At 71.4% G+C, this 25,910-nt stretch carries 21 protein-coding genes; 5 read left to right on the top strand and 16 right to left on the bottom strand.

The features are described from left to right. Positions 1-14: 14 nt before the first annotated feature. Genes mnhG through HL652_RS16450 form a run of 6 tightly spaced genes read right to left on the bottom strand, consistent with a single transcriptional unit; the run spans position 15 to position 6,393 of the window. Entirely contained in the window at positions 15-389 is a 375-nt protein-coding gene (gene mnhG, locus HL652_RS16475; RefSeq protein WP_171706312.1) for a monovalent cation/H(+) antiporter subunit G, read from the bottom strand. Beyond that, complete coding sequence (locus HL652_RS16470; protein WP_253743376.1) at positions 389-652, bottom strand: monovalent cation/H+ antiporter complex subunit F; 264 nt, start codon at positions 650-652, stop codon at positions 389-391. The genes mnhG and HL652_RS16470 overlap by 1 nt, the downstream gene beginning before the upstream one ends. After that, entirely contained in the window at positions 649-1,236 is a 588-nt protein-coding gene (locus tag HL652_RS16465) for a Na+/H+ antiporter subunit E (protein WP_171706311.1), read from the bottom strand. The genes HL652_RS16470 and HL652_RS16465 overlap by 4 nt, the downstream gene beginning before the upstream one ends. Further along, entirely contained in the window at positions 1,233-2,831 is a 1,599-nt protein-coding gene (locus tag HL652_RS16460) for a Na+/H+ antiporter subunit D (protein ID WP_171706310.1), read from the bottom strand. The genes HL652_RS16465 and HL652_RS16460 overlap by 4 nt, the downstream gene beginning before the upstream one ends. Continuing rightward, positions 2,828-3,340, bottom strand: a complete 513-nt coding sequence (locus tag HL652_RS16455; RefSeq protein ID WP_171706309.1) for a sodium:proton antiporter — start codon at positions 3,338-3,340, stop codon at positions 2,828-2,830. Before HL652_RS16455 ends, HL652_RS16460 begins: the two co-directional genes overlap by 4 nt. Further along, positions 3,337-6,393 carry a Na+/H+ antiporter subunit A gene (locus HL652_RS16450; protein WP_171706308.1) on the bottom strand — a complete coding sequence of 1,019 codons (3,057 nt, stop codon included), beginning with the start codon at positions 6,391-6,393 and terminating at the stop codon, positions 3,337-3,339. Before HL652_RS16450 ends, HL652_RS16455 begins: the two co-directional genes overlap by 4 nt. A gap of 88 nt (positions 6,394-6,481) precedes the next feature. Between HL652_RS16450 and pdxY the strand changes: the two genes are divergently transcribed. From pdxY to HL652_RS16430, 4 genes are all read left to right on the top strand, one after another. After that, positions 6,482-7,333, top strand: a complete 852-nt coding sequence (gene pdxY, locus HL652_RS16445; RefSeq protein ID WP_171706307.1) for a pyridoxal kinase PdxY — start codon at positions 6,482-6,484, stop codon at positions 7,331-7,333. A gap of 63 nt (positions 7,334-7,396) precedes the next feature. Next, a complete protein-coding gene (locus HL652_RS16440) occupies positions 7,397-8,338 on the top strand; it encodes a Vgb family protein (protein WP_171706306.1) in 942 nt (313 codons plus the stop codon). Between the two features lie 67 nt (positions 8,339-8,405). Next, positions 8,406-9,479 carry an alpha/beta hydrolase gene (locus HL652_RS16435; RefSeq protein WP_171706305.1) on the top strand — a complete coding sequence of 358 codons (1,074 nt, stop codon included), beginning with the start codon at positions 8,406-8,408 and terminating at the stop codon, positions 9,477-9,479. 3 nt (positions 9,480-9,482) lie between these two features. Continuing rightward, positions 9,483-11,537, top strand: a complete 2,055-nt coding sequence (locus tag HL652_RS16430; protein ID WP_171706304.1) for an acyl-CoA thioesterase/BAAT N-terminal domain-containing protein — start codon at positions 9,483-9,485, stop codon at positions 11,535-11,537. Here HL652_RS16430 and HL652_RS16425 read toward each other — a convergent pair. The 8 genes from HL652_RS16425 to HL652_RS16390 form a co-directional block, all read right to left on the bottom strand. Further along, entirely contained in the window at positions 11,513-12,388 is an 876-nt protein-coding gene (locus tag HL652_RS16425) for a fumarylacetoacetate hydrolase family protein (protein ID WP_171706303.1), read from the bottom strand. The genes HL652_RS16430 and HL652_RS16425 overlap by 25 nt on opposite strands. Then, positions 12,385-13,917 carry a M81 family metallopeptidase gene (locus HL652_RS16420; protein WP_171706302.1) on the bottom strand — a complete coding sequence of 511 codons (1,533 nt, stop codon included), beginning with the start codon at positions 13,915-13,917 and terminating at the stop codon, positions 12,385-12,387. Before HL652_RS16420 ends, HL652_RS16425 begins: the two co-directional genes overlap by 4 nt. Continuing rightward, positions 13,914-15,179: an aspartate aminotransferase family protein gene (locus HL652_RS16415; RefSeq protein ID WP_171706301.1), complete on the bottom strand. Its 1,266-nt coding sequence runs from the start codon at positions 15,177-15,179 to the stop codon at positions 13,914-13,916. The genes HL652_RS16420 and HL652_RS16415 overlap by 4 nt, the downstream gene beginning before the upstream one ends. Positions 15,180-15,358: 179 nt before the next feature. Continuing rightward, the gene (locus HL652_RS16410; protein ID WP_171706300.1) at positions 15,359-16,159 is read right to left on the bottom strand and encodes an IclR family transcriptional regulator; all 801 of its coding nucleotides are present in this window, start codon (positions 16,157-16,159) and stop codon (positions 15,359-15,361) included. A 113-nt stretch (positions 16,160-16,272) separates the two neighbouring features. Further along, entirely contained in the window at positions 16,273-19,143 is a 2,871-nt protein-coding gene (locus HL652_RS16405) for a hypothetical protein (RefSeq protein ID WP_171706299.1), read from the bottom strand. A gap of 29 nt (positions 19,144-19,172) precedes the next feature. After that, entirely contained in the window at positions 19,173-20,048 is an 876-nt protein-coding gene (locus HL652_RS16400; protein WP_171706298.1) for a carbohydrate ABC transporter permease, read from the bottom strand. Further along, the gene (locus HL652_RS16395) at positions 20,045-20,938 is read right to left on the bottom strand and encodes a carbohydrate ABC transporter permease (protein ID WP_171706297.1); all 894 of its coding nucleotides are present in this window, start codon (positions 20,936-20,938) and stop codon (positions 20,045-20,047) included. Before HL652_RS16395 ends, HL652_RS16400 begins: the two co-directional genes overlap by 4 nt. Positions 20,939-21,003: 65 nt before the next feature. After that, positions 21,004-22,320, bottom strand: a complete 1,317-nt coding sequence (locus HL652_RS16390) for an extracellular solute-binding protein (protein WP_171706296.1) — start codon at positions 22,318-22,320, stop codon at positions 21,004-21,006. A 222-nt stretch (positions 22,321-22,542) separates the two neighbouring features. On the opposite strand from HL652_RS16390, the gene HL652_RS16385 reads away from it, so the two are divergent. Next, entirely contained in the window at positions 22,543-23,838 is a 1,296-nt protein-coding gene (locus HL652_RS16385) for a GNAT family N-acetyltransferase (RefSeq protein ID WP_171706295.1), read from the top strand. A gap of 24 nt (positions 23,839-23,862) precedes the next feature. Here the strand turns inward: HL652_RS16385 and HL652_RS16380 are convergent, their stop codons facing one another. Both HL652_RS16380 and HL652_RS16375 read right to left on the bottom strand, forming a co-directional pair. Continuing rightward, entirely contained in the window at positions 23,863-24,681 is an 819-nt protein-coding gene (locus HL652_RS16380) for an SDR family NAD(P)-dependent oxidoreductase (protein WP_171706294.1), read from the bottom strand. Further along, the gene (locus HL652_RS16375; RefSeq protein WP_171706293.1) at positions 24,674-25,864 is read right to left on the bottom strand and encodes a mandelate racemase/muconate lactonizing enzyme family protein; all 1,191 of its coding nucleotides are present in this window, start codon (positions 25,862-25,864) and stop codon (positions 24,674-24,676) included. Before HL652_RS16375 ends, HL652_RS16380 begins: the two co-directional genes overlap by 8 nt. Positions 25,865-25,910 lie beyond the last annotated feature (46 nt).

Here is a 25,910-nt window from a genome sequence, read left to right as displayed (position 1 = left end):
ACTAGCAGCCCCGGCTACAGCTCCGGCGGTCCTCCCGACCCTCGTCGGGGCTCGCGGGGTGGGTCGGTGGGGGTGAACTCGTCGACGATGAGGATGTCGCGGCGGAAGTGGTGGGTGCGGTAGGCCGCGCGGCCCACGAGGTGCGCCGAGACCGGTGCCGTGAGGCTCTGGAAGAACACGATGGCGACCGCGAGCGTGATGGTGCCGGCCGAGGGGTTCGACACGGCGACGTCGGCCGAGATGGCGATCAGTCCGAGGATCTGCGGCTTCGTCGCGGCGTGCAGGCGCGACAGCACGTCGGGGAAGCGGATGAGGCCCACCCCCGCCGCGAAGCACATGAGGGCGGCGAGCAGCACCAGCACGGCGGTGATGACGTCACGGATGTCCATCAGGTGTCGTCCCTCGACGAGATGAAGCGGGCGACGCTCACCGATCCGACGATGCCGAACAGTGCGAGCCCGAGCATGACGGGCAGGTTGTCGGTGTGCCGGTTGATGGCCATCTCGGCGCCGATGGCGATGATCGCGGTGGCGACCAGCACATCCGAGGCGATGATGCGGTCGAGGGCGGAGGGGCCCTTGATGATGCGGTACAGCGCACCCACCGCGCCGGCCGCCATGAGCGCCCCGGCGATGACGATGACGACGATCACGAGCCCGGCTCCTTCCCCGCGGCACCAGCAGCGGTACCCGCACCGGCCTCCCTCTGCTCCTCCGCGCGCAACCGCTCGAGGTCGTCGCGCGACCCCCCGGCGAGGATGATGCGGCGCTCGGTCGCCAGCACCTCCCGCTTCAGCTTCGGAATCTGCTCGAGCGAGGTGACGTTGAGCGCGTGCAGATACAGGATGCCCTCGTCACGATCGAGGTCGAGCACCAGCGAACCCGGCACGAGCGACACCGCCTCGCCCGTGAACGTCATCACGAGGTCGGAGCGGCTGCGCAGCTGCACCGCGATGATCGCGTTCGACGGCCGGTAGCGCGGGTTCACCGCCACCCAGGTGATCTGCAGCGACGCCACGACGATGTCGACGAGCAGCCGCCCGAACAGCACCGCAGCCCACAGCACGTTGAGCCGCCCGCTCAGCCGCACCGCCGGCAGGTAGAAGGTGATCGATACGACGAGCGCCAGCAGCACGCCGATGAGCAGGTTGATGACCGTGAACTCGCCCCAGAGCAGCATCCAGAGCAGCACCAGGCCGAGGAACGGCACGACGCCCGAGGCGATCACGGCCTTCACGGGGTGCCTCCCGGAAAGACCGACTCGACGTAGTTCTCGGGCGTGACGACGTTGATCGCCGCCCGCTGGGTGAGCGAGAACAGCGGCCCGGCGAACACCGTGAGCCCGAGGGTGAGCACGATGAGCCCCGTGGTCGCCCCCGTCATGAGCCTCGAGGTGCGGATGGGCGCGAGGGTTCCCGTCTCGGTGACGGTGGCCGTCTTGGTGGTGCCGCGGTTCGCATCCGGGCTCTCCTGCAGCGACTCGATGAGGGGCGACTCGTAGCCCTCGACCTCGTCTTTCGACCGCCAGAACGCCATGTTCCACACCCGCATGAGGGCGTAGAGGGTGAGCAGCGACGTGACGGTGCCGGCCCCGATGAGCACGTAGACGAGCGGCGACGGGCTCTGCGCGCCGGCCTCGAACAGGCCGACCTTGCCCAGGAAGCCCGAGAACGGCGGGATGCCGCCGAGGTTGAGCGCCCCGATGAAGAACAGCGCGGCGACGAACGGTGCTTTGCGCAGCAGCCCACCGAGCTTCGTGATGGAGGTCGAGCCGCCCACCCGCTCGACGAGGCCCACCACGAGGAACAACGCGGTCTGCACGGCGATGTGGTGCACGATGTAGTAGATCGTGGCGCCCATCGCGAGCTCGGTGCCGAGCGCGACGCCGAAGATCATGTAGCCGATGTGGCTCACCAGGGTGAACGACAGCAGCCGCTTCACGTCGGCCTGCGCGAGCGCGCCGAGGATGCCGATGAGCATCGTGAGCCCGCCGACGATGAGCAGCGGCACCATCAGCGGCACGTCGAAGAACAGCAGCTTGTCGGTGCGGATGATGGCGTACACACCCACCTTGGTGAGCAGGCCTGCGAACACCGCCGTGACCGGCGCGGGCGCCGTGGGGTAGGAGTCGGGCAGCCAGAACGACAGCGGGAACACCGCCGCCTTTACCGCGAAGCCCACGAGCAGCGCCGCGCACAGGATGGCCTGCACGTCGAGCGGGAGGTCGCCGAGCCGCTCCGACAGCAGGGCCATGGTGACGGTGCCGGTGGCCCCGTAGATGAGCGCGATCGCGCCGAGGAACAGCAGCGACGACACCAGGCTCACCACCACGTAGGTGACGCCGGCACGGATGCGCGACCCGGTTCCGCCAAGGGTGAGCAGCACGTAGCTGGCCGCGAGCAGCATCTCGAACCCGACGTACATGTTGAACAGGTCGCCCGCGATGAAGGCGTCGAACAGGCCCGCCGAGAGGATGAGGTAGGTGGGGTGGAAGATCGACACCGGGGTGTCGCGGTCGCGGTCGGCGATGCCCTGGCCCACCGCGAACAGGAGCACGCCGAGCAGCATCAGCGCCGAGACCACCACCATGATCGCCGACAGCCGGTCGACCACGAGCACGATGCCGAAGGGCGGCTCCCAGCCGCCGACCTGCACCACCACCGGGTTGCCGGTGCGGTCGACGTGCGCGAGCAGCACGGCGGCCGCGGCCGTCACCGCGGTGAGCGCCGTGACGGAGATGGCGATCTGCACGCGCGGGTAGCGGCCGAGGATGAGCGTGAAGGCGGCACCGACGAGCGGGATGAGCACGAGCAGGGGGGCGAGGGCGTTCATCGCATCACATCCCTGTCGCGTTCGCTCGGATCGACGTGGTCGAGGTCGTGCTCGTCGTCGTCGTGATCGGCGTCCTCCTCCAGAACCTCGAGCACCGCGGCGTCGTCTCCGCTCAGCCCGGCGTGGAACTGCTCCGCCTGGTCGGCCTCGATCGCATCCTCCTGCTCCTCGTCGCTCATCACGTCGTCGCCCTCGTCGCCGAGGTTCGACAGCCACCACGAGCGGTAGATGAGGGCGAGGATGAACGCGGTGACACCGAAGTTGATGACGATCGCGGTGAGCATGAGCACCTGCGGCACCGGGTCGACGATCTCGGCGCCCGAGGTGCCGTCGTCGATGATGGGCGACGCCCCCGAGCGGCCCGACATGATGAAGATGAGCAGGTTCGTGGCGTTGCCGACGAGCAGGAAGCCGATGAGGATGCGCGTGAGACTGCGCTCCAGCATCACGTAGACACCGGTGCCGTACATCAGCGCCATCAGCACGATGAGGGTGAGTGAGGCGTTCATCGGGGGCCACCTCCTCCCGGAGCGGTGCCCGCGGTGACGGCGCCCTGCTCCGCCTCCTCGGCGACGACGGAGTGGCCGTCGGCGTCGCCGCTGCTGTCACCGTCGCCTCCTCCTCCGACGCTCGCGTCGTTGCCGTCGCCGTCGCCGTCGCCGCCCGCGTCGGCCTCCGCCTGCTGCCGGTCGACCTCGCCGCCGAGGGCCCGCAGGATATCGAGGATGACGCCCACCACCACGAGGTACACCCCGATGTCGAAGATGGTGGAGGTGCCGAAGGAGACGTAGCCGAGCACCGGCAGCTCGGTGGAGAAGTAGGCGGAGGTGAGCACGTCGGCGCCGAGGAAGAGCGAGCCGATCGCGGTGCCGGTGGCCAGCAGCATCCCGACGCCGAGCAGGGCCCCCGGCCCGATGGGCAGCGCTTCGCCGAGCTCGTAGCGGCCGCCCGCGAGGTAGCGCGCGATGAGCGCGAGACCCGCGAGCACGCCGCCCGCGAAGCCGCCGCCCGGCTCGTTGTGGCCGGCGAACAGCAGGAAGATCGACACCACGATCGCGGGGTGGAAGATGAGGCGCACGAGCACCTCGAGAATGAGCGAGCGGTTCACCGGCGACAGCGTCTTGCCGCCCAGGAGCCACGAGTGCTGACGGTCGTCGGGTGCGTCGTCGGAGGTGTGCGGGTCGTTCACGAGCTTCACCCGCGCCGTGCCCTGGCGGCGGCCCTTCGACTCGCGGAGCCGCGGGATGGTGACGTTGCGGCCGGTCACGAACAGCAGGCTCGCCACCCCCGTGGCCACGACGATGAGCACGGAGAGCTCGTTCATCGTGTCCCACGCCCTGATGTCGACGAGCATCACGTTCACGACGTTGAGACCGTGGCCCTCCTCGACGGCGAGCCGGGCGAGCTCTTCCGCCATGCTGCCGGCCTGCCGCGCGCCGGCGGCGACGTAGCCCACCACGCCCATCGTCACACCGACGAGCACGCCGATCACGATGCGGCGGCCCCGGCGCACGGGCCGGTTGTGCTGGGCGATCTTCGGGGGGAGGCGGCGGAGCACGAGGATGAACACGACGACCGTCACCGTCTCCACCAGCGCCTGGGTGAGGGCGAGGTCGGGCGCGCCGTGGAAGGCGAACAGCACGACGAGACCGAAACCGGTCGCTCCCACGAGCAGCACCGCGGCGAGGCGGTGCGTGGCGCGCGCCGCCATGACGGCGGCGACGCCCATGGCGGCGGCCACGAACACCTGCGCCGGGTAGTCCCAGAGCACGAAGGTGCCGGGCCAGGTGCGGTTGAGGGCGGTGGTCGCGCCGAGGCACAGCACGAACACCATGAGGATGGTGCCGATGTACTGCGGCAGACCGCCCTTCTGTGCGAACACGGTGGTGCGGGCGGCGAGCGCGTCGACGCCGCGCACGATGCGCAGGTAGTCGCGGGCGGCGTCGAAGGTGTGCGGCACCTTGCGCTGCAGCCGGGCGAACGGCCGCCGCAGCGCGAAGAGCACGAGGCCCGCCGCGATGATGAGGGCCGAGATGCCGAGCGCCGGCTCGAGACCGTGCCAGAGCGCGAGGTGGTACGGGCCCTCGCCCGCCACGTACGCGAAGTCGTGGGGCACGGTGTCGGCGTAGGGCTCGAGCACCGTGCCGAGCGGGGTGGCGAGCAGGCCGCCCGCGACGGTGGCGGCGGTGAGGATGAGCGGGGCGATGAGGATGAGCGGGTCGGGCTTGTGGTCGGGTGCCGGCTGCTCGGCGACCTGAACCTGCTTCTTCGCCATGAACGTGCCCCAGAAGAACCGGGCCGAGTAGGCGACGGTGAGCACGGAACCGAGGGAGACTCCGACGAGCGCGAGTATTCCCCAGACGGAATGCGACTCGAGGAGCGCGGTGAGCACCGCCTCCTTCGCCACGAAGCCGAGCAGCGGCGGAACCCCTGCCATGGAGGCGACGGCGATGAAGCCGACCGTGGCGAGCACGGGTCGCCGTCGCCCGAGACCGGAGATCTCGCGCAGGTCGCGCGTGCCCTCGTCGTGGTCGACGATGCCGACGACGAGGAAGAGGGTCGCCTTGAACAGGGCGTGGCCGAGCAGCAGCGCCGCGCCGGCCAGGGCGGCGTCGCGCGTGCCGAAGCCGACGACGACGGTGAGGAAGCCGAGCTGCGACACGGTGCCGTAGGCCAGCAGCAGCTTGAGGTCGTACTGCCGGAGCGACCGCCAGGCGCCGAGCAGCATGGTCCACACGCCGAGCGTGACGAGCACCGGGGTCCACCCCGGGGTGTCGGCGAAACCGGGGGCGAGGCGCGCGATGAGGTAGATGCCCGCCTTCACCATGGCCGCGGCGTGCAGGTAGGCGCTCACGGGGGTGGGGGCGGCCATCGCTGCCGGAAGCCAGAAGTGGAACGGGGCGATCGCCGACTTCGACAGCGCACCGGCGAGGATGAGCATGATCGCCGTGGTGACGAGCGCGCTGCCCTCGGGCGGTGTCGCCACGAGCTGCGCGAGCGAGGTGGTGCCGGCGTCGACGGTGAGCAGGATGATGCCGACCAGCATCGCGAGGCCGCCGAAGGTGGTGACGAGAAGGGCCTGCAGCGCGGCACCGCGGCTCTCCTTGCGCGCCGTGTAGTGGCCGATGAGGAGATAGGAGAGCACGCTCGTGATCTCCCAGAACATGAACATGACGTAGACGTCGTCGGCGGTGACGAGCCCGTACATGACGCCGGCGAAGGCGAGCAGCAGTGCCGCGAAGCGACCGAGCTGCGGCTCGCGGGGCGAGAAGTAGCGGGCGCAGTACACCAGGACGAGCGCGCCGACGCCGAGCACCACGAGCGAGAGCAGCCAGCTCAACGTGTCGACGCGGAACGACAGCGCGATCGAGAGCTGCGGAATCCACGGCAGGATCTCGGTGACCTCGCCTCCGTCGAGCACCGCGGGCGCCTGCGTGAGCGTGTACACGAAGGCCCCGGCGGGCAGGGCCGCCACCAGGTAGAACACCCGGGTCGACAGGATGCGCGTGAGAAACGGTGTGAGCGCCGTCAGTCCTGCGAACATCAGCAGGACAACGATCACGCGGACTCCTCAGGTCGGGGAGAGGGCAGGTCTCTCAGTCTACCGTGGCTCAGGCAGACCCGGTCGCGATCTGGGATATCGTCGAAGAATGAAGGTGCTCTCCATCCAGTCAGCGGTCGCCTACGGACATGTCGGCAACTCGGCGGCGGTCTTCCCGCTGCAGCGCATCGGGGTGGAGGTGCTCCCGGTCTACACGGTCACCTTCTCGAACCACACGGGGTACGGCGCCTGGCGCGGCCCCCGTCTCGCGCCCTCCGACGTGCACGAGGTCATCCTCGGCATCGAGGAGCGCGGCGCGTTCCCCGACGTCGACGTCGTGCTCTCGGGATACCAGGGCGACTCGGGTGTCGCCGACGTGGTGATCGACGCGGTGCGCCGGGTGAAGGCGGCGAACCCCTCGGCCATCTATGCGTGCGACCCGGTCATGGGAAACGCCGTGTCGGGGTGCTTCGTCGCCCCCGAGATCCCCGACCTGCTGCGTGACCGCGTGGTGCCCGTCGCCGACATCATCACCCCGAACCAGTTCGAGCTCGGCTACCTCACCGGCACCGAGCCCGCCTCCCTCGAGTCGACCCTCGAGGCGGTCGATCTCGCCCGCGACATGGGCCCCTCCGTGGTGCTCGTGACGAGTGTGGAGCGCCCCGACCGCGAGCCCGACACCATCGAGATGCTCGCCGCCGACGGGGAGGAGGGGTGGCTCGTGCAGACCCCGCGCATCCCGCTCAAGGCGAACGGCTCGGGCGACGTCACCGCCGCCCTGTTCACCGCGCACTACCGCTCCACGGGCAGCCTCCAGACCGCGCTCGAGCGCACGGCGTCGAGCGTCTTCGACCTCATCGACGCCACCCACCGCTCGGGCGAGCGCGAACTGCGCATCGTCGAGTCGCAGGAGGCCTTCGCCCACCCCCGCCTGCAGTTCACCGCCCGCCGCGTGCGCTGATCCCGTAGCCTCGCGCTTCCGAAGGCCTGCGCTTCCGTCGGCGTGCCCGGCTAGGCTCGCGGCATGAGTTCCATCGCGGTGCACGAGGTCGGTTCGCGGGGCGAGGGCCCTTACTCGGTGGCGGTCACCGACGACGGGGCGGTGTGGTGCACGCTGGTGCACGCCGGAGCCGTCGTGCGCGGGACGCCCGGCACGCCCATCGCCGACGGGACGGATGCTGAAGGGCCGGGTGCGCAGCTGCGGTTCGAGCGCACCCAGGTCTCCGTCGCATCCGGTGTCGGGCCGATGCAGAGCTCGCAGGTGGTCGCGGCGGGCGACGACACGGTGTGGGTCTCCGACACCGGGGGCGATGCGCTCGTGCTGGTGGGGCCGGCCGGCGTCGTGCGGCGGATCGATGTGCCGACGCCCGAGGCGCAGCCCTTCGGCATCGCCTCGCAGGCCGACGGCACCGCCTGGTTCACCGAGCTGGGGAGGGATGCGCTCGGTCACATCGATCTGTTCGGGCGCGTCACCGAGTACCCCTCCGGAACCCGGGAGGGCTTCGTGTCGATGATCGCCTCCTCGGGGGAGAGCCTCTGGTTCACGGCCAACCAGGCCAATGCGATCGGCTACATCAGGGGCGGCGACTCGGCGGTGCAGCTGTTCGACATCCCCACTCCGCACTCCGGCCCGGTGGGCATCGTCGTCGGTGATGACGGCGCCGCCTGGTTCACCGAGATCCTGGCCGGTGCCGTCGGCAGGGTGGACAGGCAGGGGCGGTTCACCGAGCATCCGTTGCCCTGGCCGGAGTCGAAGCCGCACGCCCTCTGCGTCGACCCGGCCGGCGGGTTCTGGGTGACGCTCTGGGGAGCCAACGAGCTCGCGCACCTCGACGTCGACGGTACGGTCGAGCTCGTCGACCTCGCCCCCTCGGGCCACGAGGAGCCCCACGGCCTCGCCGTCGACGCCTCGGGAACGGTCTGGGTGGCGATGGAGTCGGGCGCCCTGCTCGCCGTCACCCGCTGAGCGCGGAGCGATCCGACCCCCGTGGAGGGGGATGACCGCCGCGGGGTGCGCTCGCTACCCTCGTGTCATGATCGACGATCGACTTCGTTCCGTTCCCGAGGGTCTCGCCGACGTCACGGTCGTGGTGGAGGCCGATCCGCTCGCCGACATCGATCCCGGCGACCCGTCGCTCGTCGACTATCGCGTCATCGCGAACAACCGGGTGCCGGTCGCTCTCCGTGACATCATGATCGCGCCGGTGCGCACCGGGTACATCGGTGCCGACCGGGTGAAGCCCGACCCCGACCTCGTTCCGCCGAGCGGTGCGGAGGCGGTGCCCGAGGTCGACGTCGACGAGGTCTTCCTCCCGGTGCGCGACGGCGTGGTGCGCTCGCTGGTCTACCGCCCGCGCTCGGCCGCGCCCGACGAGGCACTCCCCGTGGTGCTCTACTTCCACGGCGGCGGCTTCACCGTCGGCTCCTGCGACGACACCGACTACCTCACCCGGCGCATCGCCGTCGAGAGCGGTGCGCTCGTGGTCTCGGCGGGCTACCGGTTGGCACCCGAGCATCCGTTCCCCGTTCCGCTCGACGACGCCATGGACGTCTACCGCTGGCTGCGCGCCGAGGCCGGGCGTCTGGGCGGCGACCCGGGCCGGGTGGCCGTGGCGGGTGACTCGGCCGGCTCCAACTTCGCGGCGGCGCTGCCGCTGCGGGCGCGCGACGAGGGGCAGCCGGTTCCGGATGCGGTGGTGCTGCTGGGTGCGTTCGTCGACTTCCAGGCGGAGCGCTACCCCTCCTTCCAGCGGCTGGCGCCGCGCGGGATCGTCTACGACAGCGCGTTCTTCGGATTCATCCGCGGTGCCTACCTGCCGACCGTGAGCTGGGCGCATCCGTGGGCCAGCCCGATCGAGGGGGAGCTCGGCGCCTACCCGCCCACCTTCCTCACGGCGGGCACGCACGACCCCATCGTCGACTCGGCAGCCGAGTTCGAGGCGCGGCTGCGGGCCAAGGGGCGCGACGTGACGGCCTCGTACCCCGAGGGGCTGCCGCACGGGTACTACTTCTTCCCGGGCATCCACGCCGCCGAGCAGGATGCCGCCTATTCCCAGGCCGCGCTGGTGCTGCGGCGGTCGTTCGGCACGAGTGCTCAGGAGGCGTGACACATGATCGGTTTCGTGACGGCGTTCCTGCCGTGGGTGGTCTACTGGATCCTCGTCGGCAACACGAGCTATCTGCTCGCGGTGTCGGTGGCGTTCGCCGTCGCAGTCGCGCTGTTCCTGGTGCAGCTCGTCAGGCGCGCGCGACCCGGGTCGCTCGAGGTGGGAGGTCTGGTGTTCTTCGCGCTCTCGCTCGTCTCGGCCTTCGTGCTCGACGACGCCGTGGTGGAGCGGTGGCTGCAGCCGGCGAGCAACGGTGCCCTGTTCCTCATCGCGCTGGTGGGCGTTCTGATCGGGAGGCCGTTCGTGCGCGACGCGGCGCGGTCGACGGTCGATGCGGCGACCGCGGCCACCGACGGGTTCCGCTACATCACCACGGCGATGACCTGGATGTGGGTCGGCGTGTTCGCGCTCATGACGGTGTCGTCGCTCATCCCGCCGATCGTCGAGGGCTCGGCGACCATCCGCGACGACGCGAGCACCCTCTCCATCGTCTGCTACTGGGTGGTGCCGTTCGCCCTGTTCGGGGTGGCGGGCACGGTGTCGGCCGTGTTCCCGGGGTGGTTCGACCGGGCGACGGGGCGGCTCGACGCGGCGGCTGCCGCGGCGGCGGCGGGGGGCGGGCCCGGCGCGGCGACGGATGCTGCCGTCGCTCCGGCCGCGGTCACCGCGTCGTCGGCACCCGGCGAGCAGCCCGACGTCGTCTCCTCCGGCGTCAGCATCGAGGCGCCGGCGGAGAGTCTCTACTCCGACCCGTTCCCCGTCGTCGTGGAGGGGCTTCCCACCGGGCGGCAGGTCGAGGTGGCGTCGAGCTGCACCGACCTGCTGGGGCGGCGCTGGGCCGCGACGGCGGTGTTCGACGTTCCGGCCGACGGGCGCCTCGACCTCGCGACGACCGCACCCCGCTCCGGCGACTGGTCGACCGCGTCACCGGGGGTGGCCGTCGCCGCGCTGCGCTTCGCCCAGCCCGGCCAGGTGCCCGACCTGTTCGTGCCGCCCGTCGAGGCGCTGCGGGTGACGATCGAGGTGCGTGAGCCCGGCGGCTCCGGCTCGCCCCTGGCGCGCCGGACCGTGCTGCGGCTTCCCGCGGCCGCGGGCGTGTCGGTGGCGGAGGTCGACGTCGACGGCCGGCGTGGGCTGCTCGCGCTTCCCGCCGCGGGCGGCGTGCCCGAGCATCCGGCTGTCGCCTGCTTCGGCGGGTCGGAGGGCGGCGTCGACTCGCTGCGGCTCACCGCGTCGTTGCTCGCGAGCGCGGGGTTCGTCGCCCTCGTCACCGACTGGACCGATGTCGACGAGTCGGGTGCTCCCGTGATCTCGCGCATTCCGCTGGAGCGCTTCGGCGCCTCGCTCGACTGGCTGCGCGCCCGGGCCGACGTCGACTCGGAGCGGGTCGCCGGCTACGCCATCTCGCGCGGAGCCGAGGGGCTCCTGGCCGCGGCTGCGGCGGGGGTCGCCCGCGCCGACGCCCTCGTCGCCCTCAGCCCGAGTTCCACGCGCTGGCAGGCGGTGGGCGACGGCGGCGAACAGGCCGGCGTCGGATCGTGGACCCTCGCGGGCGCCGACCCGGGGTGGCTTCCGGTGCGCACCGGCGAGCTCGTGCCCCAGCTCGCGCGCAACGGATGGCGGCTGCGCCGCGACGCCGCGCACGACCGCCCGACCCTGCTGCGTCTGCGGCCGGCCTACGAGGGCGGGCTCTCGCACGCCGGGCGGGCCGAGCGCGAGACCGCGCGCATCGTCGCCGAAGAGATCGGGGCGCCGCTGTTCGTCGCGTCAGGTGCCGACGACGCGGTGTGGCCGTCGGCGTCGATGGCTGCCCAGCTGATCGAGGGCCGGCGGGGTGGCGGGTTCGCCGACGCGGACGCCCGGCACGAGTTCCCCCGTGCCGGGCACCTGTTGCGCCTCGGCCTCCAGCCCACCGACTCGCTCTTCACCGGCGGCATCGAGCTGGGCGGCACGCGCGAGGGCCACGCAGCGGCCGAAGCCCGGTTGTGGCCTGCGCTCCTGGGCTTCCTGCAGTCGGCGACGGTCGCCGCCGCTCAGCGCGGGGCGACGACGAGCTGACGCTGAGTGCCGAGGCGGTCGATGCCGAGGGTCATGACGTCGCCGGCGGCGAGGTAGACCTGGGGGTTCATGCCGAGGCCGACGCCGGGCGGGGTGCCGGTGTTGATGAGGTCGCCGGGCTCCAGCACCATGAACTGGCTGATGTAGTGAACGATGACGAAGGGGTCGAAAACCATCGTCGAGGTCGAGCCGGTCTGCCGCCGCACGCCGTTCACGTCGAGCCACATGCCGAGCTCGCGCACCTCGGGCACCTCGTCGGGCGTCACCAGCCAGGGGCCGGCGGGGTTGAAGGTCTCGGCCGACTTGCCCTTCAGCCACTGGCCGCCGCGTTCGAGCTGGAACTCGCGCTCGCTGACGTCGTTGACGAGCACCCAGCCGGCGATCGCGTCGCGCGCCTCGTCGACGGAGTCGAGGTAGCTCGTGCGGCGGCCGATGACGATGCCGAGCTCGACCTCCCAGTCGGTCTTCGACGAGCCGCGCGGCAGCCGCACCTCGTCGTCGGGGCCGACCAGGGTGTTCGGCGACTTGGTGAAGAGGATGGGCTCCTCGGGCACGGCCTGCCCGCTCTCGGCGGCGTGATCGGCGTAGTTGAGGCCCACGCAGATGATCTGGTGCGGCCTGGCGATGGGCGCGCCGATGCGCTGACCGGCGAGGGGCTCGGCAGCCAGGCGGCCGGCCCGCACGGCGTCGACCCGTTCGGTGACGACGGGGCGGATGCGGTCGAGACCGCCCGAGCCGAAGAACGCCTCGTCGAAGTCGCCGACGAGGTCGGAGAGGTCGAGGTAGTGGTCGTCGTCCACGAGGGCGGCGGGCGTCTCGGCTCCGGGTGCTCCGATGCGCAGCAGTCTCATGCGGGGTCTCCTTGTGCGGGGGTGGGGGTGGATGCGCGGTCGGCGACGGGCGGGAGGGTCGCCCCGGCGCGGGGCGTCTGCGCGGGAAGCACGGTGACCGGACGGGACACGCGCGGGAGCACGCTCGGGTCGACGGGGCAGGCTCCGGGGGCGTCGACCTCGATGGTGAGGGCGGCGATGTCGCCGTAGGCGGCGCGCCAGGCGAGGGCGCCCTTGGCGACGATGATGCTCGCGCGCGCCGGGTCGATGCCGAGCGAGGTCACTTGCTCGCGGTGGAAGGGGGGAGTGGCTCGTTCGGTGACCGCCACCGTGTTGCCGGCGACGCCGAGCACCGCGGTGCGGCCCATCTCGAACCGCACGCCGGCCGCCCATGACCCCTCCGAGACGTAGACGCCGTCGGAGAGCGACACCACCTCGGCACGCAACGGCAGCGGCTCGCCGTGCAGCGAGTCGGTCTTGCCGCCGAGCTCGCAGTCGATCGTGGCGCCCTCCCCCGCATCCCACGCCTGGGCGACCACCGCGGCGTCGGCGATGACCGCGAGCGCCTCGGTGGTGCCGCTCGCCAGCAGTTCGCGGAGGATGACGGTGCCGTCTCCGGCGCTGCCCGCCCCGATGTTGTCGGCGACGTCGGCGAGCACGACCGGGCGCAGCCCGCTGTGCCTGGCTCGCGTCACCGCTTCGTCGGCCTTCGGCAGCTCGAGCCGGAACTCACCGGCGGCGTCGGCGGCGATCACACGGTCGGCGAGCTCGTGAGCGAGCCCCTCGGCAGCGGCCCGGAGCGCCAAGGGCGCCACCACGAGCACCGAGATGCCGGCGCGCTCGGCGTCTTGATAGGCGAAGCCCGCGAGCACGGAGGTGCGCGCGAGTCCGAGCTCGGCGGCCCGCGCGTTCCCCTCCGCGATCAGCCTGCCCAGCACGCCGTGCTCGGTGCCCTGCACGAGCGGGCAGCTGAGCACCGGCACCTTGGCGATGCTGGTGGCGAGGCGCTCGCCGCCGAGCATCCGGTCGATCAGAGCCACCGCCTCGAGCCCGCACTCGCGCATGTCGACGTGGGGGTAGGTGCGGTAGGCGATGACCGCGTCGACCTGCGCCGCGAGCTCGACCGACGGGTTGCCGTGCAGGTCGAGCACCGCGGCGACGGGCACGTCGCCGACGCGGGAACGGATGAGCTCCGCCACGCGGGCCTCGACGTCGGGTTCGCCCACGGCCACGGTGGCACCGTGGAGGTTGAGGGCCACGGCGTCGAGCGGGCCCGCCGCTTCGAGCGCCTCGTCGAGCTGCCGCAGCAGCTCGGCCATCGCATCGGCCGGGGTGCAGCCGGAGGGCCAGGCGCCCGCCGCGAACACGGGCACGGCCCGCTCGCCGAGCGCCTGGAGCATGCCGCCCACCACCGAGGAGGTGCCCGCGTGCGCCGCGAGCAGGGCCTCGCCGGTCAGCAGCTCGTAGTCGATCCACTGCTGCAGCCCGGCGAGGCGGGCGGAGTACTCGTTGGTCTCGTGCCAGAAGCTGACCACCCCGACCCTGGTCATCGGGCCGCCAGCGCGCTGTCGACCCGGTCGAGGGTCTCGGCGACGTCGTCGTCGGTGTGGGCTGCCGAGACGTACCAGATGCCGCGGCCGGCCACCCAGACGCCGTGCTCGGCCAGCTGCGTGCTGAGAGCGGCGTACCCGGCGAGGTCACGCGAGGCGAGCCCTCGGTAGTCGTGGTACTCGCCGTCGGGGCCGCCGAGCGAGGCGTGGAAGGCCATCGGCAGACCCTGCAGGTGCAGCGGCAGCCCGTGGCGCGAGGCGAGGCGGTCGAGCCCCTCCCGAAGAGACGTGCCCACGCGCTCGAGCTCGGCATACGGAGGGTTCTCGCGCAGGCGGGTCATCGTGGCGGCGACGGCGGCGCAGGCCATGACCGAGGAGTTGAAGGTGCCGGAGTGGTTGACCTCGCCCGTGCCGAACAGGCCCATGAGGCGCTCCGAGCCGGCGAGCGCGGCGACCGGCCAGCCGCCCGCGATGGCCTTGCCGTAGGTGGCGAGGTCGGGCACCACGCCGGTGAGGCCGACGGCGCCCTGTGGCCCCACCCGGAAGCCGCTGATGACCTCGTCGAAGATGAGCACGATGCCGTAGCGGTCGCACAGCTCGCGCGCCTTCTGCAGGTAGCCGTCGCGGGGGAGCACCGCTCCCATGTTGAACATGACGGGCTCCATGATGACCGCGGCGACCTCGTCGTGGCGCGTGGCGAGCAGCGACTCGAGCGCGTCGGCGTCGTTCCAGGGGATGACGATCGAGTCGCCCAGGTGACTGGCCAACTGCCCGGCGCTCGCCGGAACGGAGGGGTCGGGGCCGAGCAGCACGTTGTCGAGCCAGCCGTGGTAGTGCCCCTCGAAGCGCACGAAGCGCGTTCGGCCCGTGGCCGCGCGGGCGAGCCGCAGCGCGGCCTGCACCGCCTCGGTGCCGGTGAGGCCGAACCGCACCCGCTCGGCCCAGCCGAGGGTGCCGAGCACGCCGGCTGCCGCCTCGACCTCGAGCGGATGCTCGGCACCGAACACCATGCCCTGCGAGACGGCGAGGGCGACGGCGTCGTTGATGTCGACGGGGGCGTGGCCGAGGAACATCGGGCCCTGGCCGAGGAGGTAGTCGACGTAGTCGTTGCCGTCGACGTCCCAGAGCCGGGAGCCCTGCCCGCGGGCGAAGAAGACCTTCGGCGAGGCGAGTCGCACGTTGGAGTGCACTCCGCCGGGCGTGAGGTCGAGGGCCTGCGAGAAGAGCTCGGCGGAGGCGGTGGAGGTGCGTGTGTCTGACATGGTCTCTCTTCGGTCGCGGGGGTGACAGCAGCGATGCTAGCTGCGACTGTTTCGTAGTGCAAGCGTTGCGACTCGCAATGCGAGCATTTGTAGCCGAGGCACGACGAAGTGCCCCGCACGCGCGGCGTGAGGGGTGTGGGCGACGAGGGGCGGCGCGGGGGTGCCGCGGCCCTCGGGGGCTACAGCGCGCCGACCGCCGTCTGCATGAGCCCGGCCCCGAGCGACTCCTCGAGCTTGGCCGCCGATTCGCGCAGGCTCTCGGCGATCTGAGCCGCCAGGGCGTCGTCGATGCGGGCCGTCGGCCCTGAGATGCTGAGGGCGGCGACGGGGTTCCCGTCGATTCCCGAGATCGCCACGGCGATGCAGCGCGAGCCGATCTCGTTCTCCTCGGCGTCTTCGGCCCAGCCGGCTTCGCGCACCCGCTCCATCTCGGCGAGCAGGCCGTTCAGGGTGGTGATGGTGCGGCTGGTGCGCCGCTCCCGCGCATCCGGCGGGAAGAGGGCCTCGACGGTGTCGTCGCTCAGCCGGGCGAGCAGGGCCTTGCCCATGGCGGTGGAGTGCAACGGGTCGCGTGCCCCGGGCTTCGACGCCATGCGCAGCCCGTGCTCGCTCTCGACGATGTGCACGTACTCCACGGTGCCGCCCGCGAGCCTGCCGAGGTTCACCGTCTCGCCGAACTGGTCGCGCAGCCGCGTCATCGCGGGCTGGGCGAGCGAGACCAGGTCGACCCGGGAGTCCAAGCGCGACAGCAGGGCGAGGAACTGCTCCCCGATGTAGTACTTCTTGCTGTCGGGATGCTTGCTGAGCCAACCTCTGCCCTCGAGCGTCGTCGCGATGCGGAACACCGAGCCGCGGCTCACGCCGGCCGCCGAGGCGAGCTCCGTCAGCCCCAGACCGTTCGTGCCCACCAGTGCCTCGATCACGTCGATCGCCTTCACCAGCACTCCGACGTCGTATCGTCGTGAATCGTCGTCGGTCACGATGCTGTCCTCTCCTGGGCGGGCGGCTCTCGGCGCGGTACATCGCGTACCAGTCCGCTTCCATAGTGACACGCGGTGCGCGCATCCCGAGCATCCTGGGCATCAGTCGTGCCTCACGCGATCACCCGCGCCGGTTTGGCGAGCAGGTGCCGCAGCAGGGCCGAGGCGGCGGGGTCGGCCACGGAGTCCCAGACGTGCGCCTGGCACACGACGGTGGAGCCGTAGCGGTTCTTGAACTCCTGCACCGCCCAGTACTGCAGGCGCGGGCCCGTGCTCGCCCAGCCGGGCGACTGCCTCCCGTCGGCGGCGAGCACCGGGTGGGTGACCACCCTGCCGTCGTGGGTGGGCCAGCGGCTCAAGTCGTCGGTGCGCAGCCCGCTGTCGAGCAGCGAGAACTCGGCGTGGGCGAGCTCGGTGTGCAGGTCGCCGGCGATGACCGCGGAGACGGAGGGGCTCGTCCAGCCCACGTCTTCACCCGCGGGGCGCTCGAGCAGCACCAGCCGGCCGCCGCGCGCCACGCGCTCGATGAGGGTCTGCCGTGTCTCGTCGTCGAGCGGGGTGCCCGGGGTGACGACGACGGTCGCCGCACCGGCTGTCCACGGCACGACGTCGCCGAGCCAGCCGCCGGTGCGCAGGGCGAAGCCCTCGACGTCGCCGAGCACGGCCACCTCGAGATCGAGCGGGGTCAGCTGGGCACGCGCCTCGAAGGCGGTGCGCAGGCGGGTGTACTCCCGGCCGCCGAGGTGCAGCGTCAGCTCCACCTCGTGCCGGCCGGGCTCGACGCCTTCGGCGAAGACGACCGCCCCGGCGTCGAGTGAGGTGTGCGGCTCGACCAGCCGCGAGAGCTCGCCGCCGCCGGCGGAGATGGGTGCCCCGTCGCGCGTCACGGTCCACTCGGCGCGCAGCTCGACGCTCTCGGCGAGGTCGTTGTAGAGCCAGAGCGTGCCGCGCACGTCGGCCCCCTCGAACACCCGCTCGGGCACACCGAGCAGCTCGGCGGCCACGGGGCGATAGGCCTCCCGCAGTGCCTGGAAGGCGGCGGTCGGTTCACCCGCCGCATCGACGATGGCGAGGTCGAACCAGGAGTTGTACAGATAGTCGGTGGGTTGCCTGAAGTAGTGCTGGATGCATCCGTTCGACGCCGCCCGGTCACGACGGATGCGCCCCGCCTGTCGCGAGAGCACGCGGGCCTGGTGGGCCTGCGAGGCCGCCCTGGTCGACTCGAAGTCGTCGTGGCGGCCGACGGCGCGCTGCAGCAGGTCCATCGTGCCGCCGATCACGTGCGTGCGCGCGGGCTCGGCGTGCCAGGCCTCGGAGGGCGAGGCGGGCAGCGGGAAAGGGGTCTCGTCGATGCGGTGGGCGCGGGCGGTGCGCTGCAGCGCCTCCCAGGAGGGCGCGCCGCCGGCTCCGAACTCCGAGATGATCGCCTTGGTGCCCTCGCCCTCGAAGGCGATGGCCGAGAAGGTGCTCGCCGAGGTGCCGTCGAAGTACCCGGGGTACTCGTGGAAGCTCTGCGGGGTGACCTGCGGGCGGGTGGGCCCGGAGTGGTCTTGCACCACGAGCAGCGAGTGACCGAGCTCCTCCACGCGCTGGGCAGCGCGGGTGACGAACTCGACGTCGCTGTCGTGGAAGGGCTCCCACATGTGCATCTCGTTCGGGAACGAGAGCACCACCACGCTCGGGTGCCGCCGCACGAGCCGCAGCAGCTCGGCGACCTGCTCGACCTCGGGGTCGAGGTCGTCGCGCACCGGCTCGAAGCAGTGCCACTGCAGGGGCGCGTCTTGGTAGATGAGGATGCCGAGCTCGTCGGCGCAGCGGTAGAACAGGTCGGGCAGCACCGAGACGTGCACGCGCAGCACGTTGGCGTTCAGCGCGCGCAGCTCGAGCAGGCGTTCGAGCAGCAGCTCGCGGTCGCCCGACCAGGCAGGCTCCCAGAGATCGCCGATGGTAGTGGTGCCGCGCACGAAGAGGGGGGTGCCGCCTAGCTCGAGGGAGCCATCGGCGAGGCGCTCGAAGCGCCGCACGCCGGTGCGCTGCGTGTGCCGGTCGAGCACCGCGCCCGCCTGCCGCACCTCGATCTCGAGCACGAAGAGCCCGGGGGTGACGGGCGACCACTCGGGCAGCGCCGAGGCGTCGAGGGTGAGGGTGTGGCGGCCGGCGGCGGCGGCCGATGCGAGTTCGGTGCCGGTCTCGGCGAGGACGGTGTCCTCGGATGCGGAGCGCAGCACCGCGTGCAGGGTGGCGGTCGCATCGGCCTCGGCATTGGCACTGGCCGCGGACTCGGCCCCGGCCCCGGTGGTCGACCCCGCCTCCAGCTCCACCTCGACGACCACTGCCGCATCGCGCAGCCGGCACCACGCATCCGTGATTCCGATCGCCGGCAGTGCCTCGAGTCGCACGGGGGCGAGGAGCCCCGTGCCCGCGGTGGGCAGGCCCTCGCAGACCGAGCCGAGGCCCTTGCCGTGGGCGTCGCCGGTGTTGGGGGCGCTGTCGGTGCCGTCCCAGGTCACCTCGTCGACGGCGCGCCGCGTGACGATGTCGATCTGCACCTCGTCGCGCCCGGCGCGGTCGAACCGTGCGGAGAACGGCGCGAAGTACCCCCGGTGGCGGGCGAGCTCGACGCCGTCGACGAACACCCACGTCTCGTAGTCGGCGGCGCCCACGGTGAGGTTCAACGTCTCGCCGAGCGCCTCGAGCTCGCGAGCGGTGCTGCGGAAGTGCAGGAACGGTGCGATCGCCGTGTGCGGCAGCTCCACCGGTGCGAAGGCGCCGTCGGCCGGAGCGTCGCCGGCCGGAACGCCGTCGTTCGACGCGAAGGCCTCGAGCGAGCGCACCTCCCAGTGCAGCTCCCGCCCGGCGCGCGTCGACGTGTCGTCGAAGGCCGCCGGCAGGTCGGCTGCCGCACCGAGGCGCGCCACCTCGGCGGCGAGCTCCTCACCGGTCGAGATGGTGTGCGGGGCATTCCAGTCGAGTGTGTCGTTCATCGTCGCTTTCGAGGTCGTCGTGTGCGGGGTCACTTCACGGCGCCCAGGGTGAGGCCGTTGCGCAGGTACTTCTGCATGAAGAGGAAGAGGATGATGAGCGGGATGATCGACAGGAGCGACCCCGTGATCACCAGCGGGTACATCACGGTGCTGCCGGCCGCGGGGAAGGTCGCTTGGTTGTTCCACCCGGTGAGGCCGAGGGTCACCGGGTACATGTTCACGTCGTTCAGCACGAGCAGGGGCAGCAGGTAGTTGTTCCAGGTGTTCACGAACGAGATGAGGAACACGGTGGCGAGCCCGGGCGACACGATCGGCAGCACGATGCCGCTGATGATGCGCGGCTCGCCCGCCCCGTCGACGCGGGCGGCGTCGAGCAGTTCGTCGGGCACGGCCGACGCGGTGTAGAGCCGCATGAGGTAGAGGCCGAACGGGCTGGCGATGGAGGGGAGGATGATCGCCCACGGGGTGTTCACGAGACCCGCGCCGCTCAGCATCTGGTAGGTCGGGATGGCGAGGGCCGTGGTGGGCACCATCATCGCCGCCATGATGGTCCAGAACAGCGCCGACCGCCCGCGGAACTCCCACTTCGCGAAGGCGTAGCCGGCGAGGAAGCAGACCAGCGTGGCGCCGAGGGCGCTCGCCGTGGAGTAGAGGAGCGTGTTCCCCATCCAGCGCAGGAAGATGCCGTCGCGCTGCGCGAACACGTCGACGATGTTCTGCCAGAGCTGGGGGGTGTCGGAGAACCAGAAGCCGAAGCTCGTGTAGAGCTGGCTGTTCGACTTGGTGGCGTTGATGACGAGCCACAGCATCGGCGCCAGGATGTACAGCGCGAAGCCGATGAACACCACGGTCGCCAGCGCGCTGGTGGGGTCGCGGTCGATGCGGCGGGAGGTGCGGATGCTCATGAGTCGACTCGATTCGCCTTGCGGCTGATGCGGAGGTACACCAGGGCGACCAGCCCCACCAGCGCGGCGAGCACGAAGGAGAGCGTCGCCACGTAGTTGAGCTGCCGGCCGGCGCCCGCGAGGGTGTAGGCGTACAGGTTGGGGGTGAAGTCGTTGGGGATGGAGGTGGGCGCGAGCGGCTGCAGCACGAACGGTTCGGTGAACAGCTGGAGCGACCCGACGATGGCGAAGATGACCACCATCGTGACGATGGGGGCGACGAGCGGCACCTTAATGCTGAGGGCGATGCGCCAGGTGCTCGCGCCGTCGAGCCGCGCGGCCTCCACCACGTCGTGGCCGATGGTCTGGAGGCCCGTGTAGAAGATGATCATGTTGTACCCGGCCCAGCTCCACAGCCCGATGTTCACGATTGACCACAGCACGGCGTCGTCGCTCAGCAGATTGGGGCCGGGGAGGCCGAGCTGCTCGGCCACGAAGTTGAGCGGGCTGATCGAGGGCCCGTAGAGGAACCCCCACATGAGCGTCGCGATCACCCCGGGCACGGCGTAGGGGAGGAAGAAGACGAGGCGGTACAGTCCGCGCGTCTTGACCGCCTTGGCGTCGAGCACGAGCGCGAGGCCGAGCGGCACGATCACGAGCAGCGGCACGAAGACGAGCGCGTAGAGCACGATGCGCCCGAAGCCCGCCCAGAAGTCGCTGTCGGTGAACGCCTTGATGTAGTTGTCGACGCCCACGAACGACACCCCGCCGATCAGCCGGTCGACGAACAGGCTGTTGTAGAGGGCGAGCAGGATGGGCGCCACGACGAAGACGACGAAGGCGACGACGAACGGGGCCACGAGCAGGTACGGGATGAGTCGCCGCCTGCGGGCCGATGAGCTGACTGACATGGTGATCTCCTTCTCAGCGGTTCGCGGGGGCCCCTCGGCGGAGCCCCCGCGAACCGGTCGAGCGACTACTCGCTGACCGTGAAGCCCTGGTCGGTGGCGAAGTCGGTCACCGTCGACTGGATCTCGGCCATCGCCTCCTCGGGCGTGAGCTTGCCCTTCGTCATGTCTCCGAGCTTCTCGTTGAAGGCACTCATCACGGTCGACGAGAACGGGCTCCACTCCCAGCCGTCGGGCACGGTGGTCATGGCCTCGGCGAAGACCGCCTTCGACGCCTGGCCGCCGTAGAAGTCGACGGGGGTGGCGAGGAACTCGTCGTTCTCGGCGTACTGCTTCAGCACCGGGAACCCGGCGTTCGGCAGCTTCGAGATGCGCTCGTCGTGACCCGCGAACTCCGCGAACAGGGCGGCTGCCGGCTTGTTCGCACTCTGCTCGGTGACCGCGTAGGCGCTGCCGCCCCACAGGGCGGAGGCAGGCGTGCCCGCCTTCCAGGTGGGGAGGGGTGCGACGGTCCACTTGCCGGCGTTGGTGCCCTCCGCCGCGGGAGCGGTGAGCTGCTCGCTCCAGGCCGCGGCGAGCATGCTGCCGATGGTGTCCTCGGCGATCGCCTTGTTCCAGTCGGGCGAGTAGACCGGGATGCTCGACACCAGGTCGCGCTGCACCAGATCGTTCCAGAACGACACCACGTCGACGGCCTCCTGCGAGTCGTAGTCGATGCCGATGGTGTCGCCGTCGATGTGGATGGGGAAGACCGAGGCCTGCCACAGCATCTGCTGCGTGTTCGTGTCGGCGAACGGCGAGTTCGCGATGTAGGAGTCGGGGTAGGCGGCCTTGTAGGCCTCCGCCGCCTTCGCGAATTCGTCCCAGGTGGTGGGAACGGCGATGCCGGCCTGCTCGAACAGGTCGGTGCGGTAGGCCAGCGCCATGGGGCCGGCGTCGCTCGGGATGCCGTAGAGCGTTCCGTCGATGGTGGCGAGGCCGATGGTGGCGTCGGTGAAGTCGCCGGCGATCTCGTCGGCGCCGAGAGCGGAGAGCGAGGTGATGTCTTTCGACAGCGCCCACTGGGGGATCATGTCGAACTCGACCATGGTGACGTCGGGTGCGCCCGAACCGGCCTCGAAGGCGGTCTGGATCTGCTGGTAGAGCGTGTTGCCGTCGCCCTGGTGCACCAGGGTGACGTCGATGTTCGGGTACTCCTCCTCGAACATCTTCACCGTGTCCTCGACGGTGGTCTCCCAGCTCCACACGGTGATGGAGCCGCTCACCTCGTCGGGGTCGGGGGTGCTCGGCGACGCGCCCGAGCATCCCGCGAGCAACGCGGTGCCGGCGATCGTCGAGCCGATCGCCGCGAGGAGTCTGCCTCTGTTCCTACGGCCTAGTGCCATGGTGTTCCGTCCTGTCTGTCGCTGTCGAGTCGAGCCCGGCGGCTCGCGTGCCCTCAGACGATCGAGCTGCATCGTCGCAACCGGCCACGGTGGTGACAGTAACCACTCACCGCCTCTGAGGTCAACCGTTGTGTTTCACATCGCAACATGTTTGTAACACGATGCGAGCGAATCGGGTACCCGAACGTAGCGCTGTCGTCCGGCTGCGGCTATTCTCGGTGCATGGTTTCGCATCCCGAACAGAGCGCCTACCGCTTCGACGCCTTTCCCGCCCGTCGGGACGAGGAGGGAGTCGACCCGCGCAGCGACGCCTGGCTCGACGCCGTGAACCTCGGCTTCCTGGTGCCGCCGGCGTCGCCGCAGCACCGGCGCCGCCTCGCGGGCTGGCTCGCCGCCGACGGCGCGGTGCTCGACGCGGCATCGCCCGAGAGCTCGCGCCCGGGCGCGCTGCAGGCGCCGGTCGCCACCTTCGCCGACTACGGCAAGCCGCTCACGGTCGCGGTGGGGCGCGAGCTGGAGACCCACCTCGTGGTCTACGTCACCGTGCGGCCGACCCATCGCCGGCGCGGGCTGCTGAGGCGGCTCATGGAGCGGTCGCTCGACCGCGCGGTCGAGGCGGGCCGGCCCCTCGCCGCGCTCACCGCGAGCGAGGGCGCCATCTACGGCCGCTTCGGCTTCGGTCCGGCCACGTCGACGGTCACCGTCGTGCTCGACTCCTCGAAGCCGTTCGCGCTCGCTGCTCCGCTCGTGCACAGCGTGGAGCTCGTGAGCGAGGAGTTCGCCGCTCAGCACTCCGTGCGGGTGTTCGAGCGATTCCATCGCTCCAGGGTGGGCTCGGTCGGCCGGCCTTCTTCGTACCCCGAACAGACCCTGCACCCCTTCTCGCCCACGGGCGACGCCGACACCGCGGTGCGCTACGCGGCAGCCTTCGCCGCCGACGGCTCGGTCGACGCGGTGCTGTGCTACCGGCCCTCCGGCTGGACGGGCGAGCCCGGTTCGATCGAGGTCGTCGACCTGGTCGCCGTCGACACCGCGTCTGAGCTCGCGCTCTGGGACTTCCTCGCCGGTGTCGACATGGTCGACACGGTCACCTGGCGGCACGCGCCGGTCGACCCCGTGCTGCCCTGGGCGGTGACCGATCCCGACAGCGTGCGCGTCGAGCGTCGCCGCAACGCGGTCTGGCTCCGCGTGCTCGACGTGGTCGAGGCCTTCTCGGCGCGCGGATACGAACGCGACGACGAGCTGTTGTTCTCGGTGGGCGACCCGCAGGGGTACGCCGCGGGTGCCTACCGCCTCGTCGTGCGGGAGGGCGTCGGCGAGGTGGAGCGCGTCGCGGGCGACGTGCCCGTCGACCTCGAGCTCGACGCCCCCACGCTCGCGAGCCTGTACCTCGGCGGCACGGAGGGGCGGGCCGTGGCCCGGTCGGGGCGGATGCGCGAGCACACTCCCGGCGCCGCCGAGCGCTTCGCGCGCCTGCTGCGCACCGAGAGCGCCCCTTACGGGGTCACGGAGTTCTGAGTCGCGCATCCGTTCGCCCGTCGCTCAGTCGAGGTACCAGCCGCCGTCGACGACGAGCGACTGGCCGGTGATGAACGACGAGCGCTCCTCGGCGAGGAACGCCACCGCGTGCGCGACGTCGTCGACGGTGCCCCGCCGCGGAACCGACTGAACCTCGGCCATGCGCCGCGCCAGCGCCTCCTGGTCGGGGAACGACGCCAGCTCCGACTCCGTCTGGATGGCGCCAGGGAGCACCGCGTTCACGGTCACGCCGCTCGGGCCGAGCTCGCGCGCCAGTGCGCGGGTGAAACCGATCACGCCGCCTTTGGCGGAGACGTAGTCGAGCAGGTGGCGCTGGCCGCCCAGGTAGGTGACCGAGGAGAGATTGACGATGCGCCCCCATCCGGCGGCCTCCATCGCGGGCGCGACCGCGCGCGAGACGAGGAAGGCGGAGCGGAGGTTGACCCGCAGCGCGTCGTCCCAGTCGCCGGGCGTGATGCTGCGCCAGTCGCGGTGCCGGCTGAGGCCCGCGTTGTTCACTAGCACCTCGACCTCGCCGAGGCGCTCGCGCACCCGGGCGAGGGCGGCGGTCACCGAGTCGTCGTCGCCGACGTCGGCCAGCTCGGAGACGACGGCGGTGCCGCCACCGCCCGCGCCGCCACCGCCCGCCCCGTCGGCTGCCGCGGCCAGTCCTCGGGCTGTCTCGTGCACGAGCGGGTCGATGTCGAGCAGTGCCACCGCGTGCCCGTCGGCGAGGAACCGGGCGGCGATGGCCTTGCCGATGCCCTGGGCCGCGCCGGTGACGACGACGATCCGCGGGCGGGCGGCCCCCGGATGCTCGCGCCCGACGGTGCCGTCAGTCACGACGCGACACCTGCCGCACCAGGCCCGGCTGGGCGAGGTACTGCTCGGTCAGCTCCGCGCCGAGGCCGGGGCGGTCGGGAGCCGCCATGAGGCCGCCGCTGCGGGTCCACTCGGTGTCGACCATCGAGGGGTAGACGTCGCTGAGGTAGCTCCGCAGCACCTCCTGATAGGCCACCGTCTGGTTCGCCGCGGCCAGGTGCAGCCCGGCGAGCAGGTTGATCGGGCCGGTGCAGTCGTGCATCGACGCCACCACGCCATGGGCGGAGGTGAGGGCGAGGATCTTCTGCGCCTCGCTGATGCCCCCGCACCAGCTGGGGTCGAGGTGGAGGTACTGGATGGCGCCCTGCTCGAGCAGCTGCCGGTACTGCCAGCGCCCGCCGAGGTACTCGCTCGCGGCGAGCGGTACGGGCGAGCGCTCGGAGAGCCAGCGGAGGGTGGCGGGGTCGTGGGCGAGCACGAAGTCCTCGGCCCACTGGATGTCGAACTCCGCGACCGACTCCAAGATCTTCAGGGCCGGGGAGGCGTCCCACTGCGCGTGCCCCTCGAGCATGATCTCGAGGTCGTCGCCGACGGCGTCGCGGATGCGCTCCACCACCGAGCGGCCCGCCTTCACCTCGGCCGAGGAGATGCGCATGCCGCCGTACCGCTGCGCGGCGGCGTCGAAAGGCCAGACCTTCATGCCCACGAAGCCCTCGTCGCGGAGCTCCTGCGCCAGCCCGCCCGGGTCGTTCGCCGCGCGCCAGAGGTCGTCGGGGCCCGCCTGGCCGCCGCGGCCCACGTGGGTCGAGGCGGCGTAGGCGATGCCCGCGCAGGTGTTGTACACGGCGACGCCCGATCGGGAGGGATCGGCCCCGCCGAGGAGGGCGTAGACCGGAAGGCCCGCCGCCTTGCCCTTGAGGTCCCAGAGCGCGAGGTCGATCGCCGAGATGGCGCGCATGTCGGTGCCGCCGCCGACCCGGCGGGCCGACTGGGCGTAGAGGGTGTCCCAGACGGAGTCGAGCAGGGGGTCGGCGCCGAGCACCACGGGCGCGATGGCCTCGTGCACGTAGGCCGCCACGGTCTGCGGCGTGTAATAGGTCTCGCCGAGGCCCGTGATGCCCTCGTCGGTGTGCAGCAGCACGAAGGTCACCGACGGTGAGGGCCCCTCGGGCTGCGAGAGGGTCTCGATGGCGGTGATCTTCATGCGTGCTCCTTCGATGAGGTCGTTTGTTACATCATGCAAGCAATGC

This window comes from Herbiconiux sp. SALV-R1, assembly GCF_013113715.1.
GTDB lineage: Bacteria > Actinomycetota > Actinomycetes > Actinomycetales > Microbacteriaceae > Herbiconiux.
Note: the sequence above shows the minus strand (reverse complement) of the source record. Positions and strands in the feature narration are given on the sequence as shown.